17 protein-coding genes are annotated in these 17,024 nt (G+C 58.7%); 10 read left to right on the top strand and 7 right to left on the bottom strand.

The annotated features are described in order from the left end of the window. Positions 1-401 precede the first annotated feature (401 nt). Positions 402-599: a Flp family type IVb pilin gene (locus ACZ1HJ_RS18415; RefSeq protein ID WP_472720084.1), complete on the bottom strand. Its 198-nt coding sequence runs from the start codon at positions 597-599 to the stop codon at positions 402-404. 163 nt (positions 600-762) lie between these two features. Continuing rightward, the gene (locus ACZ1HJ_RS18410) at positions 763-954 is read right to left on the bottom strand and encodes a Flp family type IVb pilin (RefSeq protein WP_472720083.1); all 192 of its coding nucleotides are present in this window, start codon (positions 952-954) and stop codon (positions 763-765) included. Between the two features lie 363 nt (positions 955-1,317). On the opposite strand from ACZ1HJ_RS18410, the gene ACZ1HJ_RS18405 reads away from it, so the two are divergent. Then, positions 1,318-2,127, top strand: coding sequence for a lytic transglycosylase domain-containing protein (locus tag ACZ1HJ_RS18405; RefSeq protein ID WP_472720082.1), 810 nt, complete (start codon positions 1,318-1,320; stop codon positions 2,125-2,127). A 106-nt stretch (positions 2,128-2,233) separates the two neighbouring features. Here the strand turns inward: ACZ1HJ_RS18405 and ACZ1HJ_RS18400 are convergent, their stop codons facing one another. The 5 genes from ACZ1HJ_RS18400 to tldD all read right to left on the bottom strand — a co-directional run bounded on the left by ACZ1HJ_RS18400 (position 2,234) and on the right by tldD (position 9,322). Then, a complete protein-coding gene (locus ACZ1HJ_RS18400; RefSeq protein ID WP_472720081.1) occupies positions 2,234-2,857 on the bottom strand; it encodes a 3-oxoacid CoA-transferase subunit B in 624 nt (207 codons plus the stop codon). After that, entirely contained in the window at positions 2,857-3,561 is a 705-nt protein-coding gene (locus ACZ1HJ_RS18395; protein WP_472720080.1) for a CoA transferase subunit A, read from the bottom strand. The genes ACZ1HJ_RS18400 and ACZ1HJ_RS18395 overlap by 1 nt, the downstream gene beginning before the upstream one ends. Before the next feature lie 111 nt (positions 3,562-3,672). After that, complete coding sequence (topA, locus tag ACZ1HJ_RS18390) at positions 3,673-6,195, bottom strand: type I DNA topoisomerase (RefSeq protein ID WP_472720079.1); 2,523 nt, start codon at positions 6,193-6,195, stop codon at positions 3,673-3,675. A gap of 179 nt (positions 6,196-6,374) precedes the next feature. Beyond that, on the bottom strand, positions 6,375-7,556 hold the full coding sequence (gene dprA / locus ACZ1HJ_RS18385; protein WP_472720078.1) for a DNA-processing protein DprA: 1,182 nt from the start codon (positions 7,554-7,556) through the stop codon (positions 6,375-6,377). Between the two features lie 344 nt (positions 7,557-7,900). Further along, a complete protein-coding gene (gene tldD / locus ACZ1HJ_RS18380; protein WP_472720077.1) occupies positions 7,901-9,322 on the bottom strand; it encodes a metalloprotease TldD in 1,422 nt (473 codons plus the stop codon). 194 nt (positions 9,323-9,516) lie between these two features. Between tldD and coxB the strand changes: the two genes are divergently transcribed. The 9 genes from coxB to ACZ1HJ_RS18335 all read left to right on the top strand — a co-directional run bounded on the left by coxB (position 9,517) and on the right by ACZ1HJ_RS18335 (position 16,991). Continuing rightward, positions 9,517-10,386 (top strand): cytochrome c oxidase subunit II, encoded by an 870-nt coding sequence (gene coxB, locus ACZ1HJ_RS18375; protein ID WP_472720076.1) that lies wholly within the window; start codon positions 9,517-9,519, stop codon positions 10,384-10,386. Between the two features lie 73 nt (positions 10,387-10,459). Then, on the top strand, positions 10,460-11,413 hold the full coding sequence (gene cyoE, locus ACZ1HJ_RS18370) for a heme o synthase (protein WP_472720075.1): 954 nt from the start codon (positions 10,460-10,462) through the stop codon (positions 11,411-11,413). Next, positions 11,413-11,574 carry a hypothetical protein gene (locus ACZ1HJ_RS18365; RefSeq protein ID WP_472720074.1) on the top strand — a complete coding sequence of 54 codons (162 nt, stop codon included), beginning with the start codon at positions 11,413-11,415 and terminating at the stop codon, positions 11,572-11,574. Before cyoE ends, ACZ1HJ_RS18365 begins: the two co-directional genes overlap by 1 nt. Beyond that, a complete protein-coding gene (locus ACZ1HJ_RS18360) occupies positions 11,574-12,155 on the top strand; it encodes a cytochrome c oxidase assembly protein (RefSeq protein ID WP_472720073.1) in 582 nt (193 codons plus the stop codon). The genes ACZ1HJ_RS18365 and ACZ1HJ_RS18360 overlap by 1 nt, the downstream gene beginning before the upstream one ends. Before the next feature lie 23 nt (positions 12,156-12,178). Beyond that, a complete protein-coding gene (locus ACZ1HJ_RS18355; protein WP_472720072.1) occupies positions 12,179-12,991 on the top strand; it encodes a cytochrome c oxidase subunit 3 in 813 nt (270 codons plus the stop codon). Positions 12,992-13,079: 88 nt separating this feature from the next. After that, a complete protein-coding gene (locus ACZ1HJ_RS18350) occupies positions 13,080-13,763 on the top strand; it encodes an SURF1 family protein (protein WP_472720071.1) in 684 nt (227 codons plus the stop codon). Then, the gene (gene thrC, locus ACZ1HJ_RS18345; protein WP_472720070.1) at positions 13,760-15,148 is read left to right on the top strand and encodes a threonine synthase; all 1,389 of its coding nucleotides are present in this window, start codon (positions 13,760-13,762) and stop codon (positions 15,146-15,148) included. Before ACZ1HJ_RS18350 ends, thrC begins: the two co-directional genes overlap by 4 nt. Beyond that, positions 15,145-16,407 (top strand): M16 family metallopeptidase, encoded by a 1,263-nt coding sequence (locus ACZ1HJ_RS18340; protein ID WP_472720069.1) that lies wholly within the window; start codon positions 15,145-15,147, stop codon positions 16,405-16,407. The genes thrC and ACZ1HJ_RS18340 overlap by 4 nt, the downstream gene beginning before the upstream one ends. Then, entirely contained in the window at positions 16,407-16,991 is a 585-nt protein-coding gene (locus tag ACZ1HJ_RS18335; protein ID WP_472720068.1) for a GNAT family N-acetyltransferase, read from the top strand. Before ACZ1HJ_RS18340 ends, ACZ1HJ_RS18335 begins: the two co-directional genes overlap by 1 nt. Positions 16,992-17,024 lie beyond the last annotated feature (33 nt).

Genomic DNA, 17,024 nt, shown 5'->3' with positions numbered 1-17,024 from the left:
TTTCGAATGTGGCGAAAAATGGGTCGCGTGGTGATTGTTTCGCGACAGAAAACGATGGGTTTTTTCTAAAAATCAAACGAAAGGGTTAGGGTGTTTGGCTCCTCAACGCGGCACAATTTTTGCGGCGGAGAATAGGGTTTGGGCTGTTGGAAATTATGGGCCACAAACGCGGAATGTAACGTGATTGACGGAACGGCCGTCAAACCTGGCATTGCTCCGCAAAAAAGATCGGGCAGATACCTGCCTTGGACTGCGCAGATCGACGTTTTACGGTATCCTGGATCTGAGCAGAGCTTAGGCCTGATGCCGCGGTCTTTTCAGATAGGTCGGATGCCGAAGGTCAATTGCCGTCCGTGCCAAAAAGAGGCAGCAGTTTACAACAGTTGCCGCCGTTTTTTGACTTAAGGTGCTGTACCTGTGGAGACGGCACTTACGTCGGTCGCAATCGTACCGGACAATGTCACGACGCCGGTTCTCACAGCGGTGGCACCTGCAATGGCAAGGCCGACGACCATGGCAGTCAATACTACCCAGTCAACTGTGACGGCACCGCTTTCGTCGCGGCAAAACTTTTTGGTTTTCAAACGTTTCAGTATCATGAACTCGTCAACTTTCTATTTGCGAGCAGCAGATTTTGCCAATTTTAGTCCGAGCGGTCGGCTGGGTCTGAGATCAGCGCACTGCAAGCGCGGGGTAAACAAAAGGCCGCAACTGCGAGAACTGCGGCCAATTGAAATTTTTATGCTTCAAGTAAGCCTAAGCTTAAGGAGCAGCTGTACCAGTTGTTGTCGCGCCAACGTCTGTCGAGATGGTACCGGCCAGAGTGTTAACACCACCAGAAACTGTGGTTACACCGGCGATGCCCAGGCCAACAACTGCGGCTGTCAGAACAACCCAGTCAACTGTTACGGCGCCGTCTTCGTCTTTCTTGAAGTTTTTGATAAACTTGATCATTGTGTGGTCCCTCCAAAGGATCATTTACTAAGGTTCGCAACCGCTTAAACAACTCGTTGGACCGTTACTCTCTTCTGGTCCGCTGCCGTTGCGGTATGGGGAGATATAGCCAGTGAAATCAGGCAGGAATTAGGCGGCAATAGTTCCTTTTCTGCACCGGACATTTATTTGCCGATGTAAATAGTCAAGCCATTGAAAATAAAAGAAATAAAAAATGAAAAAAACCTTTTTACCGCAAGATCGGGGGTGGAATCAGGCCTCGCTTACTGGTTTACGGTTTCTTAATAAAAGACAATGCTGGCGGAAATTCAGGACTTTTGCGATACTCGCGCCAACCAGAACATGCAAGAGCAGCACTCAGCCATGGGTTTATTCAGATTCGGCGCATTTTTTGCGGCAATAGCCATTGCAGGGGCGGGATTCGCTGCGGATCCGCCGCCTTTTCCCGAATTTACCTTTAAGATGGGAACCCCGCCCAAGGCCGGGACGTCCAAAAGGATCACCGTTCAGATAGAACCCGAAGAGCCAGCGCAGGAATCAGAGGCCGCAGACACGCCGTCTGTCCCTGTCGTTCCGGATGCCCGCTATGGATGGTTCTGGCAGAAAGTATCGCCCAACATCGACGAGAACGCGTCCGAGCGGTTGCGCACGGCGCTCTCAAGCCTGTCGTCGGGTCCCGGCGGGGCAGGGGTCAGCAGCCCGCGGTTGCAATCCCTGCAGAGTATTGCGCAATCCGAGGGGGCGAACATCCTGTCGGCCACGATCGGCACGCAGGTCTCTCCTGCTTTGGTGCTGGCCATCATTTCCGTCGAGTCGGGCGGCAAGATTGATGCGGTCAGTGGGAAGGGCGCCCAAGGGCTGATGCAATTGATGCCCGATACGGCCAAACGCTTTGGGGTGACCGATAGCTTGTCTTCAGCGCAGAACATAAAGGGCGGCGTCAGCTACCTCGATTGGCTACTCAAGGAATTTGAGGGTGACGCGGTCATGGCCATCGCCGGATATAATGCGGGGGAAAACGCCGTCAAAAACCACGACGGTGTGCCACCCTATGCTGAAACCCGCGATTACGTACCCAAGGTACTGGCCGCGTTTGAGGTGGCCAAAGGGCTGTGCAAAACCAGACCAGAATTGATCAGCGATGGATGTGCCCTCGATCTGGCGTCAAACTAAGCCGGAAAGAGCGTCTATATCTGGGTGGCTTCTATGCCCCGCCGCTTGTCTCAGGATACGCCTATATATAAGGAGCACAGAGACCCCTTATATATAGGGTGGTCAATTAGACGATTTTTGCCTCTGTCGCCGCGATCATATCTTCGCGCGAAACATCCGGTGCCAGCTCAATAATTTCGAGGCCGGATTTGGTCACATCCAGCACACCCAGATTGGTGATGATGCGATCCACGACCGCCTTGCCGGTCAGGGGCAGGGTGCATTCCGTCAGCAACTTGCTGTCACCGTGCTTGTTGGTGTGGTCCATTATGACCACCACACGGCCCACGCCAGCCACCAGATCCATGGCGCCGCCCATGCCTTTGACCAGTTTGCCGGGGATCATCCAGTTTGCCAGATCTCCCTCCTGGCTGACTTCCATCGCCCCGAGGATCGCCGCGGCAATCTTGCCGCCCCGGATCATGCCAAAGCTGGTGGCGCTGTCAAAATACGAGGTGCGGCGCAATTCGGTGATCGTCTGCTTGCCGGCATTGATCACGTCCGGGTCCTCTTCCCCCTCAAACGGGAAGGGGCCCATGCCCAACATGCCGTTTTCGGATTGCAGCGTGATGTCCTTGTCGCCCACATAGTTGGCGACCAGCGTCGGGATACCGATGCCAAGGTTCACATACATGCCGTCTTCCAGCTCCTGCGCGGCCCGTTCGGCCATTTGGTTCCGATCCCAAGGCATTATGCGTCCTCCCGCGTGCGCGTGGTGCGCTGTTCGATACGTTTCTCGTGCTCGCCCTGAATGATGCGGTGCACATAAATGCCGGGCAGGTGGATGTGGTCGCCGTCCAATTCGCCCAGTTCCACGATCTCTTCAACTTCCAGAACACAGATCTTGCCACACATGGCGGCGGGCGGATTGAAGTTGCGCGCGGTCTTGCGGAAAATCGCGTTGCCGGTCGGATCGGCCTTCCAGGCTTTCACAATCGACACATCCGCAAAGATACCGCGTTCGAGGATGTAGGTCTCGCCGTCGAAATCCTTATGCTCCTTGCCCTCGGCAATCACCGTGCCAACGCCGGTTTTGGTGTAAAAGCCGGGGATGCCACAGCCGCCCGCGCGCATGCGCTCGGCCAATGTGCCTTGCGGGTTGAATTCCAGCTCCAGCTCTTCGGCCAGATATTGGCGCATGAACTCGGCGTTTTCGCCCACATAAGATGACATCATCTTCTTGATCTGTTTCGTGTCGAGCAGTTTGCCCAGCCCGAACCCGTCGACACCAGCGTTGTTGGACGCCACTGTCAGGTCTTTGACACCGCTTTCGACAATCGCGTCGATCAGCAATTCGGGAATGCCGCAGAGGCCAAAGCCCCCGGCGGCGATTGTCATGCCGTCCTTCAGCACTCCATCCAGCGCTTCGGCGGCTGATGCGTATACCTTTTTCATGTTGGAATCCTCTTCCAGCCCTTTTGCATGGATATGCTGTGTTGGGCGGGTAAGAGTCAACGTGCGAGCGGCCGCAATCCGCCCGCATACGTGTTTGTACGTAAGACCGTGTTACTTGGCGGCTTTGGCTTTCTTTTTGGCGGGTGCTTTCTTGCGCCCCTTGCCCTTTTTCGCAGCCTTCTCGGCGATCAGCTCTACCGCCATCTCCATGGTGACATCCGCGGGCTCCACACCTTTGGGGATCGTTGCGTTGACCTTTTCCCATTTGACGTAGGGGCCGTACCGTCCGTCCATGACATTTACCGCGCCGCCATCATCGGGATGCTCGCCCAATTCCTTGAGGGGTTTGGCCGCCGCGCGACCGGCGCCCCGGCTGGCGGCCTTTTTGGCCAGCTCTTCCACCGCGCGGTTCATGCCAATGGTAAAGACGTCATCGACTTCCTTGAGGTTGGCATAAAGACGCCCGTGTTTGACAAAAGGCCCGTAGCGACCAATGCCGGCCTCGATCATTTCGCCATCATCCGGATGCGGTCCAACTTCGCGTGGCAGACTGAGAAGCGTCAGTGCCTTCTCAAGGTCCATATCTTCCTGCGACCATCCTTTGGGCAGGCTGGCGCGTGGCGGTTTCTTATCCTCTTCTGTGGCCTCGCCGCGCTGGACATAGGGGCCAAAGCGACCCGAACGCAGACTGATCTCATCCCCGGCATCTTCGCCCAGAACACGATCCCCACCCTCAGCCGCATCGCCACCGATGGGGCGCGTGTAGCGACATTCGGGGTAATTGCCGCAGCCGACAAAGCCGCCGGATTTTGACGTCTTGAGGTGCAGCTGTCCATTGCCGCAGAGCGGACAGACCCGCGGATCGGTGCCATCTTCGCGCGGCGGATAGAGCGTGGGGGCCAATGCCTCGTCCAAAACGTTCAGCACTTCGGTGATGCGCAGTTCGGAGGTTTCACCAATGGCGGCGGAAAAATCACGCCAGAACCGGGCGAGCGTCTCTTTATAGTCGCCTTCGCCTGCGCTGATCACATCCAGTTCTTCTTCCAGATTGGCGGTAAATTCGTAGCCCACGTATTTGCGGAAGAAATTCAGCAGGAAGATCGTGACGATCCGGCCTTTGTCTTCAGGGATCAGACGGTTCTTGTCCTTGCGAACATATTCGCGGTCCTGAATCGTTGTGACGATGCTGGCATAGGTCGACGGGCGACCGATGCCCAGCTCTTCCATGCGCTTGACCAACGTCGCCTCGGTATAGCGGGGCGGGGGCTGGGTGAAGTGCTGCTCGGGTGTGACGCTGCGCTTGTCGGCGGCCTCGCCTTGGGTGATCTGGGGCAGGCGCTTGTCGTCATCATCGACAACCGTATCATCACGGCCTTCCTCGTAGACCTTCATGAAGCCTTCAAAGAGCACAACCTGACCGGTGGCGCGCAGGCCCACCTGACCATCGGCGCTGGCGATATCGACGGTGGTGCGCTCCAGCCGGGCCGATGCCATCTGGCAGGCCAATGTGCGTTTCCAGATCAGATCATAGAGCTTGCGCTGATCCGCGTCGGTGGTTTTGATCTGGCTCGCATCGCGCGTCATGTCCGTGGGGCGGATACATTCATGCGCTTCCTGCGCGTTCTTGGCCTTGTTCTTGTACATGCGCGGCGATTTGGAGACGTATTCCTCGCCGTACCGGTCCTTGATCGCGTCGCGCGCGGCCATCACGGCCTCGGGCGCCATATCGATCCCGTCGGTCCGCATATAGGTAATGTACCCGGCCTCATAGAGCCGCTGTGCTGCCGACATCGTCTGGCGCGCGCCCATGCCGAACTTACGGCTGGCCTCCTGCTGCAGGGTCGAGGTCATGAAAGGCGCCGACGGGTTGCGCGCGGCGGGTTTCGCCTCGACCGATGAAACAGTGAGGTCGCGGCTTTCAATCGCTTGCACGGCCAGTTCGGCCTGAGTGGCATTGCCGATATCGAACTTGTCGAGCTTTTTGCCCGCCAGAAGCGTCAATCGCGCCTCGTATTCCTTGCCGCGCGGTGTGCCGAGGATGGCCTTGACCGACCAATATTCCTGCGGATTGAACGCTTCGATCTCCATCTCGCGCTCTACGATCAGACGCAGGCAGACCGATTGCACCCGGCCCGCGGATTTGGCGCCGGGCAGTTTGCGCCAAAGCACCGGGCTGAGGTTGAACCCCACCAGATAATCCAGTGCGCGGCGCGCCAGATAGGCCTGTACCAGCGGCTCATCAACCTCGCGCGGGTTTGCCATTGCTTCGGTCACGGCGGATTTGGTGATGGCGTTGAAAACGACGCGGCTGACGGGCGTATCCTTCTTGATCGCCTTGCGCTTGCGCAGCGCTTCTTCAAGGTGCCAGCTGATCGCCTCGCCCTCGCGGTCAGGGTCGGTTGCGAGGATCAGGGCATTGTCGTCTTTCAGGGCGTCGGCGATGGCTTTGACGTGCTTGCGGCTGTCATACCCGACCTCCCATTTCATGTCGAAATTGTTCTCAGTGTCGACGGATCCGTCTTTTGGCGGCAGGTCGCGGACATGCCCATAGGAGGCCAAAACCGTGTAGTCGGAACCCAGATACTTATTGATTGTCTTGGCCTTAGCCGGGGATTCGACGACGACAACGGGCATATAAATTCCTTTCGACTCGGAGCGAGGTCTCTGGCGGCGGAACATGTGGGGTGGCAAGAGGGATTGTCAATGCGGCCTTTCGGGCGCCGGTAAAATTAGCATGCCTAAATGGAGTATGTGAACTTCTTGGAGAGGGTGCCGAGCGAGCAGGCATCTTGTGGGCTGCCCCTTGGCATGCGTCAATCTGCGAGGGCCAGCAATCCACCGGCTTGCCGTTTGATCCGACCTTCAAGCTCGAGATCAATCAGGGCGGGCGACACGGTATGGGCTGAACTTGCCAGATCGCGGATCAGCTGGTCTTCCGCCACGGGGGAGGGGCCCAACCGGTTCAGAATTTGTTGGTGTAAGTCTTTCGTCTCGCGGGGCGTGCGGGCTTGGCCCACGCCACTTGCGGGAAGGATCGGTGGTTCATCCAGCGGCATTTCACTTTGATCATGGGGTGTTGCGTTCACAACGGGCGCGTCACGCGGGGGCAATGCTTCGATCACATCCTCGGCGTTGCGCACCAGTCGGGCACCATCCCGGATCAACATATTGCATCCGGACGCCCGCGCGTCGAACGGATGGCCGGGCACGGCCAGAACATCACGCCCCTGATCCAGCGCATTGCGTGCCGTGATCAGGCTGCCGGATTTCGCGGCGGCCTCAACCACGATTGTGGCTTGGGAAATGCCGCTGATGATCCGGTTGCGCCGGGGGAAATGCTTGGCATGGGGTGTTAATCCCATTGGTTGCTCGGACAGGCGTAGACCGGTTTGCGCGATCTCATGCGCCAGATTGGTGTTTTCGGCGGGGTACATCACATCCACGCCGCCGGCCATGACGGCAATCGTCCCGGTTTCGAGCGCTGCCTGATGGCTGGCCGTGTCAATGCCGCGTGCCAGGCCGGATACAACGGCAAACCCTTTGGTGCCCAGATCAGCAGCCAAGGCGCGCGCCATGCGCAGGCCAAGCGACGACGCGTTGCGCGCGCCGACAAGGGCAATCATCGGACGGGATAGAATGGAAAGATCACCAACTGCCCACAAGAGCGGCGGGGCATCAGAGATTTCTGTGAGCATCGCGGGAAAGCCGGGATCGCCTGCACAGATCATCTGCGCTCCGGCGCTGCGCGCGGCTTTCATCTCGGCCAGCGCCACGCCTTCGGGGCAAACGCTATAGCGCTCAACACCGGCTTCGCGCGCGACATCGGGCAGGGCGTCGAGCGCGGCTTGAGCTGTGCCATGTTCCTGCATCAATCTGTAGAATGTGGAGGGGCCTACTCGGCGAGAGCGCAACAGGCGAAGCCACGATACCCGATCATCTTCCGTGGTGGGTGGGAGTGGGGGGTGAGTGGAAGGATGTTTGAAATCCTCGGACATCGTAACTCCGCCTGCTTGCAAAACCAGTATTATGTTCAGGGTAGTTAATGGGGGGTAAACCGATGAAAAAGGGCAGATACGAAATTCCAAAAAATCGCGTAACTGACTGTGATAAAAAGAAAAGAATTTGAAAATTTGTGTGAAAACACATTTTGGGCAAGCGCCCCGTTTACACTTGCCTCCCCATTTATAGCGAGAAAACCTGCGCTATTCCGGGCAAATGCATTCAATGCTTAACGGGACGCGCGGTGTGATCAGCCGGATAAAAGCCCGGGTGATTCATCTGATGCGCAGAATCACTACGCGGACCTGCGTTGTCATGCGCGCATGACAGCCAAGTGCCGTCAGGTGGCGGAACCACCGACCGTCAAACCGCCGATCATCACGGTGGGTTGTCCGACACCCACGGGCACCCATTGGCCCTGTTTGCCACAATTGCCCATCCCGGGATCCAGCGTCATGTCATTGCCAAGCGCGCGGATCTGTTTCAGGGCCGTGGCACCGTCACCAATCAGGGTGGCCCCGGTGACCGGTGCCCCGACCTTGCCATTTTGGACGCGATACGCCTCGGTGCAGGAGAAAACGAACTTGCCATTGGTAATATCCACCTGTCCGCCGCCGAACCCCACCGCATAGATGCCGTCCTTCAGATCGGCCACAATGTCCGCCGGTGTCGCGTGTCCGCCGAGCATATATGTGTTGGTCATCCGCGGCATTGGCGCGTGGGCATAGCTTTCCCGCCGTCCATTGCCGGTGGGGGCCACATCCATCAGCCGCGCATTTTGCCGGTCCTGCATGTAGCCGACTAAAATGCCATCCTCGATGAGGGTGTTTTTGCCAGATGGCGTGCCTTCATCATCAACGGTGATGCTGCCGCGCCGGTCCGGGATGGTGCCGTCATCCAGTACAGTCACGCCTTTGGCTGCAATCCGTTGTCCCATGAGGCCCGCAAACGCACTGGTGCCCTTGCGGTTGAAATCCCCTTCAAGGCCGTGACCGATGGCTTCGTGCAGCAAAATACCGGGCCAGCCGGGCCCCAGCACGACATCCATCACACCGGCAGGGGCCGGAACGGCATCCAGATTGACAACCGCCACCCGCAGCGCCTCGCGAGCCTTGGCCTGCCAATCCGCCGGATCCAGCGCACCGTCGAGCCCCACACGGCCACCGCCGCTGGACGTGCCCGTTTCGCGTCGGCCGTTTTGATCGACAATGATTGAGATGTTGACCCGCGACATCGGGCGGCTGTCTGCCACCTCGGAGCCGTCGGGGCGCAGGATAACCACTTCCTGATATGAGGCCGAGATCGAGGCCGAGACCTGCACCACGCGGGAATCAAGATCGCGTGCATAGGCATCGATCTCGCGCAGGGTGTCGAGCTTCACTGGAAAGTCGATCCCGGCGATCGGGTCATCATCCGTGTAGAGCCGCCGATTGGTATGCGCCGGCGTGTCGGCCAGAACACCGCCGCCGGCACCTGCGGCCAGCCGGGCGGTTTCCACCGCACGGGTCAGCGCGGCTTCGGAGATGTCGGTGGAATGGGCATAGCCGGTCACGTCGCCCAAAACGGCCCGGAGACCAAACCCCTGGGTCGCATCGTAGCTGGCGGTCTTTACGTTACCATCATCGAAATGCAGCGCCTCGGCGCGCCGTTGCTCCAGAAAAAGCTCGCCATCATCGGCGCCTTTTGTGGCCGCGCGCAACTGGGCCAGAGCAGCATCGCGGTCCAGCGATGTTTCGAAAGGACGAAAGGAATTATCGCTCATCGGGTCCGATCCTGTATCTTTGGGCGGCGTGTTAACGAAATAAATCGAAAAAGCGTCCGTTTGCCGCAATGGTCATTCTTGTCTGTTGCCGTAGAATATGGTTTCTAACGACCACGAAACAAAGGGATTCCTTCGCCTGCCCACAAATATGTGCCAGGCCGGGCCAAACCCACCTCAACCGATCAAGGTGCAATATGCGATTTACCTCTCACCTGCTGGCCGCTCTGGCCGCCTTTTCTGCCCTCCCCGCCGCCGCGCAGGAGAACCTTGAAATCATTGGCAGACCGGAAACCGGCGGTTTGGGGTTCCAAGAGCCTGTCACCGAACTGATGCGCGACATTGTCTGGCTGGACAACATGGTGCTGATCATCATCACGGCGATCTCGCTCTTTGTGACCGCGCTGATGCTCTATGCAATTGTCCGGTTCAACCGGAAGGCCAACCCGACGCCCGCCAGCTTCACGCACAACTCGCCGGTTGAAGTGGCATGGACAATCATTCCGATTGTCATTCTGGTCTTTATCGGCGCGTTTTCGTTGCCGGTTCTGTTCAAGCAACAGGAAATCCCGGAAGGTGAGATCAATATCAAGGTCACAGGGTACCAATGGTACTGGGGCTACGAATACACCGATCACGAGTTTGGGTTTGACAGCTTCCTGATCGGCGAAGGCAAGGTGCTCAACGATGAGGTTGTGGCCGAGTTGGAAGCCGCCGGATACACCCGCGATGAATTCCTGCTGGCCACGGACACCGCCGTTGTTGTGCCGATCAACAAGGTCGTTGTCATGACCCTGACCGGTGCTGACGTGATCCACAGCTGGACCATCCCGGCCTTTGGTGTGAAGCAGGACGCCGTTCCGGGCCGTCTCTCGCAGCTTTGGTTCAAGGCGGAAAAAGAGGGTGTTTATTTTGGCCAGTGTTCCGAGCTTTGCGGCAAGGACCACGCCTATATGCCCATCACGGTCAAGGTTGTAAGCCAGGAGGCTTACGATGAATGGCTCAAGGGCGCGATTGACGAATATGCCGGTACGCCGCTCGATTACGATGTGGCAGCTGTCGAGTAAAACGACCTGATAGGTCGGGCATAGCCCTGCACGCTATATGCGGCGTGGGGCGGCCCTCTCTCCCGGAGTTACGATGAGCGACGCAAGCATCAGCAATACCACAGCGCAAGGCACGGCGCAGACCGGTGACGCCGGTTTTGGTGATTACTTTGCCCTGATGAAGCCACGGGTGATGTCGCTTGTGGTGTTCACAGCCTTTGTGGGTCTGTTGGCCGCACCTGTTTCCGTGCATCCGATTGTCGGTCTGGCGGCCATCCTCTTTATCGCTGTGGGTGGCGGCGCGTCCGGCGCGCTGAACATGTGGTGGGATGCGGATATCGACCGGTTGATGAAACGCACCCGCAAACGTCCGATCCCCGCAGGCCGCGTGACCGAGGGCGAGGCCTTTGCCTTCGGGATGACCCTGGCGGTGATGTCGACCGTGATGCTGGCGCTGGCCAGCAACTTTCTGGCGGCAGGCCTTCTGGCCTTCACAATCTTCTTCTACGTCGTGATCTATTCCATGTGGCTCAAGCGCTGGACCCCGCAGAACATCGTGATCGGTGGGGCGGCAGGGGCCTTCCCGCCGATGATCGGCTGGGCCGTGGCCACGGGCAGTGTCAGCGTCGAAAGCGTACTGATGTTCCTGTTGATCTTCATGTGGACGCCGCCGCATTTCTGGGCCTTGGCGCTCTTTGTGAAGACCGATTACGACGATGCCAGCGTACCGATGCTGACCGTGACCCATGGTCGCCGATCCACCCGCAACCATATTCTGGCCTATACGGCGCTTCTGGCCCCGATTGCGGTGGGTGCCGCGTTCACCAGCATTGGCGGGCCGGTGTATCTGGCCGTGGCGCTTATTCTGAACGGACTGTTCCTGAAAGGCGCAATCGAGATCTGGCGCCGGGATGAAGAACAGGCAATTGCCGACGGCTATCGCACCGAGAAAAAAGTGTTCAAGCTGTCTCTCTATTACCTCTTTGGTCATTTTACCGCGATATGGGTTCAGGCCATTTTGTCCGGGTACGGTCTGGGGGGATGGTGATGAGCCTTTCGAAACAACATGAAATGCACAAACGCCGGTTCAGCCGCAATCTGGGTCTGGGCCTGACATTGGCCGCCTTTGCACTTCTGGTGATGGGGCTGACCGTGGCGAAAGTGTCGAACGATGATTTTGCCGTTCCAACCAATGAGGTGGGCAGCTGATGGCGATGGACCCAAAACTCAAAACCGTGACGCGGCTTGTGAGCGTGGTGTTGGTCATGGGCGGTCTGGCCTGGGCGTCGGTGCCGTTTTACGACTGGTTCTGCCGGGTCACCGGCTTTGGCGGAACGCCCGGTGTCGCAACCGCCAATGCCGAAGGTGTCATCGACCAGACCATTACCGTCCGGTTCGACGCCAGCAAAGAACGCGACATGCCATGGGAATTCAAACCCATGGAACGCGAGATGGAGCTGAAGATCGGCGAAACGGGTCTGGCGTTCTATGAGGCCTATAACCCGACCGACAAACCTGTTGCCGGACAATCGAGCTACAACGTCACGCCCTATGAGGCCGGTGGCTTCTTCATCAAGATCGATTGCTTCTGCTTTCAGGAGCAGGTGCTCCAGCCCGGCGAACGTGTGGAAATGCCCGTGACCTTCTATGTCGATCCCGAGATCGTCACCGACCGGGATGCGAAATACACCCATACGATCACCTTGTCGTACACATTCTACGAAATTGACCTGCCGCAGGAGCATGCAGCCCTTGCGCAGGACAGCGAAACCGATAAAAACAAGAACTAAGACCGCCTACGAGGGAACCGACGATGGCACATGAAAAAAACCACGATTATCACATTCTGAACCCCTCACTCTGGCCATTCCTTGGCGCATTTTTTGGGTTTGTCATGCTTTTCGGTGCCGTCCTCTGGATGTCGCCGCGGATTGAAAGCAACCAGCCATGGGTGTTCCTGATGGGCCTCGTTGGCGTGCTTTATGTCATGTATGGCTGGTGGGCCGACGTGGTGACCGAAAGCAAGGTCGGCGATCACACACCGGTTGTGCGGATCGGCCTGCGCTATGGCTTCATCATGTTCATCATGTCCGAAGTCATGTTCTTTTCGGCTTGGTTCTGGACCTTCTTCAAACACGCAATGTATCCGATGGGCGAGATGTCTCCGCTGCAAGACGCGGTCTGGCCGCCGGTGGGCATCGAAACGTTTGATCCCTGGCACCTGCCGCTGATCAACACGCTTATCCTGCTCTGCTCGGGCTGTGCCGCCACGTGGGCGCACCACGCGCTGGTGCATGAGGATAACCGCGAAGACATGAAATGGGGCCTGATCATTGCGATCGCTCTCGGTGCGCTCTTCACGGTCTTCCAGGCCTATGAATATAGCCACGCGGCCTTTGGCTTCTCGGGCAACATCTACGGCGCGACATTCTTCATGGCCACAGGCTTTCACGGGGCACATGTTCTGATCGGCACGATCTTCCTCTTTGTCTGCCTGATGCGTGTCTACCGCGGTCACTTCACCCCGGAAAAGCATGTCGGCTTCGAGGCAGCAGCCTGGTACTGGCACTTCGTGGATGTGGTCTGGCTCTTCCTCTTTGCCGCCATCTACATCTGGGGTGGCTGAGCACGGGTTTGGGATAAACCCGTCTGAACCGACCTACAAAGCGCGCGGGCATCTCGCGCGCTTTTCCTTTTAGACCGGAGCCTGCGTCGTGAGCCGCATTCTCGTACCTTTGATCTTCGGGCTGGTGGGCGCCGCGATCCTGATCTCTCTCGGGGTCTGGCAGGTGCAGCGGCTGGCCTGGAAAGAGGGCATCCTGGCCGATATCGAGGCGCGCATTGCGGCCGAGCCTGTGGCTTTGCCGGACCAGCCGGATCCTGAGCGGGACCGATATCTGCCGGTCGAAGTGGATGGGGTGTTGGCCGGGCCCGAGCTGCATGTCTTGGTCAGTGTGAAAAAGGTCGGCGCCGGGTACCGTATTATACAGCCTTTTGAAATTGGCGACCGGCGGATCATGGTGGATCGCGGCTTCGCCAAAACCGAGGACAAGGACGCAGGCCGGGCTCAGATACACACCACTTTGACCGGCAACCTGCACTGGCCCGATGAGGTGGATGGCTACACGCCCGAGCCGGACATCGCGAACAATATCTGGTTTGCCCGTGATGTCAGCCGCATGGCCCAGACCCTGAAAACCGAACCGGTGCTGCTGATCGTGCGCGATGCGTCGCAATCTGACGCTTCTGTGACGCCCTTGCCGGTGAATACGACCGGCATTCCGAACGATCACTTGAACTACGCAATCACTTGGTTTTCTCTGGCCGTGATCTGGCTGGTGATGACCGGATATTTTCTGCGGCGCATGATCCGCAAACCGAAAGACGACGTGACATGAGATATATCTCGACCCGCGGGCAGGCCCCGGTATTGAGCTTCGAAGAGGCAATGTTGACGGGGCTTGCGCGTGATGGCGGGCTGTACCTGCCGGAAACCATCCCGACACTGAGCCACGACGAAATTGCAGCCCTGCGCGGGGTCAGCTATGAAGAAGCCGCGTTTCGGATCATGAAGCCCTATATCGGCGACACGTTCACCGATGACGAATTCCGCGCCATCATTGCGCGCGCCTATGACGGGTTTGGTCATGCGGCCCGGGCGCCGCTGGTACAGCTGGACAGCGGGCATTTCTTAGTGGAGCTGTTCCACGGCCCCACGCTGGCGTTCAAAGATTTTGCCATGCAGCTCATTGGCCAGCTTTTTGAGGCGTCGCTCAAACGCTCTGGCAAGCGGGTCTGCATCGTGGGTGCCACCAGCGGGGATACGGGCTCTGCGGCCATTGAAGCGTTCCGGGGGCTGGAGGCAGTGGATGTCTTCATCCTCTATCCCCATGGCCGTGTGTCGGAGGTGCAGCGCCGCCAGATGTCGACACCTGCCGAGGCCAATGTGCATGCCATCGCCATCGATGGACATTTCGATGACTGTCAGGCGCGGGTCAAGGACATGTTCAATGACTTCGAATTCCGGGACGGGGTGGGTCTTGCGGGCGTAAACTCGATCAACTGGGCGCGGGTACTGGCGCAGGTGGTCTATTTCTTCACCTCCGCGGTCAGCTTGGGCGCGCCGGATCGCAAGGTGAGCTTCACCGTGCCCACGGGCAATTTCGGGGATATCTTTGCGGGCTACATCGCCAAGCGTATGGGATTGCCCATCGACCGGTTGGTGGTGGCCACGAACCAGAATGACATTCTGCACCGCTGCCTCAGCACGTCGGAATATAAACCCGATGGCGTAATCCCGTCGATCAGCCCGTCCATGGACATTCAGGTCAGCTCGAATTTTGAGCGTGCCCTGTTCGAGGCGTACGGGCGTGACGGTGCGGCGGTCAACCAGTTGATGGATGAACTCACGGCCGGGGCCTTTACCGTATCTCAAGGCGCATTGCAGGCCCTGCGCGAAAGCTTTGACAGTGGCCGCTGCACCGAGGATGAAACCCGCGCGACCATCCGCGACGCGCATCTGAACACCACCGAACTCCTTTGCCCACACACGGCGGTAGGGGTGAAGGTGGCCGACGAACAGCGCGACGCGCAAACGCCGATGATCACGCTTGCCACGGCCCATCCGGCCAAGTTCCCTGACGCTGTGGAAGAGGCCAGCGGCATACGTCCCCCCTTGCCTGAACGCATGTCGGACCTGTATGAGCGGTCGGAACGGATCACCCGGGTCGATAATGACCTTGGGGCCATTGAAAACCTCATCAGGGAACGGACCGGGAATTGACGGTAAACCTTACGACACTGCCTAACGGATTTCGCATCGTCACAGAACATATGCCGGGGCTGCAATCGGCCTCGATTGGCGTCTGGGTCATGGCGGGCGCGCGGCACGAAGAGGCGCAGCAAAACGGCATCGCGCATTTTCTGGAACACATGGCCTTCAAGGGCACCAAACGCCGCTCCGCGCTCCAGATCGCTGAGGCAATCGAGGATGTGGGCGGCTATATCAATGCCTATACCAGCCGCGAGGTCACGGCCTATTACGCGCGGGTGCTGCAGGATGACGTGCCTTTGGCGCTGGATGTGGTGGCGGATATCCTGCGCAACCCGGTCTTCGACGAGGGTGAGATTGAGGTTGAACGGGGTGTGATCCTGCAGGAAATCGGTCAGGCGCTTGATACGCCGGATGATATTATCTTCGATTGGCTGCAGGAAAAGGCCTATCCCGATCATCCTTTGGGACGTCCCATTCTGGGTCCTGACGAACGGGTCAGGGCGTTTTCGCGCGGCGATCTGCAAGGCTTTGTTGCCCAGCATTACCGTCCGGGTCAGATGATCCTGTCGGCGGCGGGAGCCGTGGATCACGACGCGTTGGTCAAGGCGGCAGAGGCGCTCTTTGGTGATATGCCGGAGGCCCCGATTATCATGGCCAGTTCGGCGCAGTTTCAGGGGGGCGAAAGCCGTCAGGTCAAGGCGTTGGAACAGGCGCATTTCGCACTGGCGTTCGAGAGCCCGCACCGGACCGACCCGGCGATCTACACGGCCAAGATCTACGCAAGCGCGCTTGGCGGCAGCATGTCCTCGCGGCTCTTCCAGGAGGTCCGTGAGAAACGCGGATTGTGCTACACGATCTACGCGCAGGCCGGGGCCTATTCCGATACGGGCATGACCACGATCTATGCCGGTACCTCCGCCGATCAGGTGCAGGGGTTGGCGCAGATCACCGTGGATGAAATGAAACGCGCGGCCGAAGATATCAGCGCGGGCGAGGTGGACCGGGCACGCACCCAGATGAAGGCCGGGATGCTGATGGGGCTGGAAAGCCCCTCGGCCCGTGCGGAACGTCTGTCGCGGATGCTGCAAATCTGGGGGCGGGTGCCCGGGTTGGACGAGGTTGTCGCCCATATCGATGCGGTCACTCTGGTCGATGTCCGCGCCCATGCGGCCCATCTGGCCCGCAGCGCGCCCGCGGCGATGGCGCTTTATGGACCTGTAGAACAGGCCCCGAGCCTCGATGCCCTGCAACAGAGGCGCGCGGCCTAATGTTCATGCCGCGCCGAAAACTTCGGATCGAGACTGAGCGCATGACGCTGCGCCAACCGGTCCTGAATGATTTTCGCGCGTGGAGCACGCTTCGGGATCAGTCGTCCGAATTCTTGACCCCGTGGGAGCCTGTCTGGGCCAGTGATCATCTGTCGCGCAAAGGGTTTACCAACCGGGTCTATTGGGCGCAGCGGTCGATCGCCAACGGGTCGGCCATGCCGCTCTTTCTGGTCCGCCGCGAGGATCAAAACCTGTTGGGCGCCATCACGCTGGACAATATTCGCCGCGGCCCGGCACAGGCGGGTACCTTGGGCTATTGGATCGGCGCACCTTATGCGCGGCAGGGTTATATGCAGGAGGCTATCCACAGCGTTGTGCATTACGCCTATGAGCGGCTTGATCTGAGCCGGATCGAGGCCGCGTGCCTGCCTGAAAACAAGGCATCACGCGCGCTTTTGGAAAAATGCGCGTTCAAATACGAAGGCGTCGCGCAGAGCTATCTGCAGATCAACGGCCGCTGGCGCACTCACGTCCTCTACGCGGCATTACGCCTCGACCGTCGCGGCAAAACCGACGCGGGTTAGGGGGACGGCTACGCCGTCAGGTTTTGCTGATCA

It is taken from the genome of Roseovarius sp. JB2-10 (genome assembly GCF_055693585.1).
Note: the sequence above shows the minus strand (reverse complement) of the source record. Positions and strands in the feature narration are given on the sequence as shown.

What these genes read in the sequence shown, in the direction of transcription:
- ACZ1HJ_RS18415 (WP_472720084.1), bottom strand. Translation starts at nt 599, where the DNA reads ATGATACTGAAACGTTTGAAAACCAAAAAGTTTTGCCGCGACGAAAGC.
- ACZ1HJ_RS18410 (WP_472720083.1), bottom strand. Translation starts at nt 954, where the DNA reads ATGATCAAGTTTATCAAAAACTTCAAGAAAGACGAAGACGGCGCCGTA.
- ACZ1HJ_RS18405 (WP_472720082.1), top strand. Translation starts at nt 1,318, where the DNA reads ATGGGTTTATTCAGATTCGGCGCATTTTTTGCGGCAATAGCCATTGCA.
- ACZ1HJ_RS18400 (WP_472720081.1), bottom strand. Translation starts at nt 2,857, where the DNA reads ATGCCTTGGGATCGGAACCAAATGGCCGAACGGGCCGCGCAGGAGCTG.
- ACZ1HJ_RS18395 (WP_472720080.1), bottom strand. Translation starts at nt 3,561, where the DNA reads ATGAAAAAGGTATACGCATCAGCCGCCGAAGCGCTGGATGGAGTGCTG.
- topA (WP_472720079.1), bottom strand. Translation starts at nt 6,195, where the DNA reads ATGCCCGTTGTCGTCGTCGAATCCCCGGCTAAGGCCAAGACAATCAAT.
- dprA (WP_472720078.1), bottom strand. Translation starts at nt 7,556, where the DNA reads ATGTCCGAGGATTTCAAACATCCTTCCACTCACCCCCCACTCCCACCC.
- tldD (WP_472720077.1), bottom strand. Translation starts at nt 9,322, where the DNA reads ATGAGCGATAATTCCTTTCGTCCTTTCGAAACATCGCTGGACCGCGAT.
- coxB (WP_472720076.1), top strand. Translation starts at nt 9,517, where the DNA reads ATGCGATTTACCTCTCACCTGCTGGCCGCTCTGGCCGCCTTTTCTGCC.
- cyoE (WP_472720075.1), top strand. Translation starts at nt 10,460, where the DNA reads ATGAGCGACGCAAGCATCAGCAATACCACAGCGCAAGGCACGGCGCAG.
- ACZ1HJ_RS18365 (WP_472720074.1), top strand. Translation starts at nt 11,413, where the DNA reads ATGAGCCTTTCGAAACAACATGAAATGCACAAACGCCGGTTCAGCCGC.
- ACZ1HJ_RS18360 (WP_472720073.1), top strand. Translation starts at nt 11,574, where the DNA reads ATGGCGATGGACCCAAAACTCAAAACCGTGACGCGGCTTGTGAGCGTG.
- ACZ1HJ_RS18355 (WP_472720072.1), top strand. Translation starts at nt 12,179, where the DNA reads ATGGCACATGAAAAAAACCACGATTATCACATTCTGAACCCCTCACTC.
- thrC (WP_472720070.1), top strand. Translation starts at nt 13,760, where the DNA reads ATGAGATATATCTCGACCCGCGGGCAGGCCCCGGTATTGAGCTTCGAA.
- ACZ1HJ_RS18335 (WP_472720068.1), top strand. Translation starts at nt 16,407, where the DNA reads ATGTTCATGCCGCGCCGAAAACTTCGGATCGAGACTGAGCGCATGACG.